Annotated in this window: 1 pseudogene; it reads left to right on the top strand. The window is 33.9% G+C overall.

The window, feature by feature from the left end:
- Positions 1 to 163: 163 nt before the first annotated feature.
- Positions 164 to 1,092 (top strand): annotated as a pseudogene (locus tag QZ359_RS01245) (hypothetical protein); the annotation flags it as partial.

Genomic DNA, 1,092 nt, shown 5'->3' with positions numbered 1-1,092 from the left:
ACAGCTCACAGCTCACAGCTCACAGCTCACAGCTCACATCTCACGCTGATTATGTAATCAAGCGTATTTTTTGTCAAGCCCTAAAACAGACTTTTTCACATTTTTGTGAGAAGGTCTTTTCTGTTGTTTCTCAACTCAATGAGTTGATTGTTGGAGGTGTAAAATGGCTCCTCTAGCTATTGATAGAAGTTGGCAATCTGGAAATGAAAGAGCTGACAATTTATTTTTCTGGAGAAATTTCGGTTTTGATGAAAAAGATATTTTAATCGAAAATACTGATGGTATCATTAACGGAGCTCTGTTTGAATTTAAAAATAGCATTGCTGATCTTAATGCTGTGCTTGTTCAAGCTATCCACTATCTGTCTAAATTAAGGATAAAAGGTGGTATTCCTATACCAAGCAAAATCGTTTTAGTTGATATTAATAAAAATCGTGCTAGTGTTTATGATGCAACTCAATATCGTTTAGAAATTTTACAAAATTATACGAATAGTGCATCAAAAAATGTAAATCAGACCACTTTAAAAAATGCTACTAATCCTGAAAAAGTAATTGAATTTGATGTTCTTCAACCAAAAAGCCCTAAAAATCGTGAATTGTGTGAATTATTCCAAATAGACGAGTATCAAAAGTTTGAAATTGATTTTCCAAACATTTTAGGGTGGGCGAACTATATATACCGTCACGATAAAACAACAACAAAATCTCAAATGTTTGAGATGCTCAAACAACCATCTAATTCAATAGTCGAAAACTATATCTTACCTTGGTGTGGAGACGAAAGTGATTTTGACACCGTGATGGACGCATTAAATGACCCCGCAAATAGAAAAGATTTAGGAGCATTTTATACACCACTACCTTATGTTAAAGAAGCAACTAAACTTGTTCGTCAAGCTATTAGCAATCTTCCTAAAGGCATGGACTATGTTATTTTGGACAGATGTGCTGGTACAGGAGCATTAGAGCATTATTTAACTGAAGAAGAGTTAAGCCATGTTATCTTGAATACTTATGAAATAAAAGAATGGCTTGTTTTGTATAACAAATATATTGGGAAGGTACGGGCTATCATACCACCACTTTCAAT

This window comes from Streptococcus sp. (assembly GCF_019414905.1).
Classification (GTDB): domain Bacteria; phylum Bacillota; class Bacilli; order Lactobacillales; family Streptococcaceae; genus Streptococcus.
Note: the sequence above shows the minus strand (reverse complement) of the source record. Positions and strands in the feature narration are given on the sequence as shown.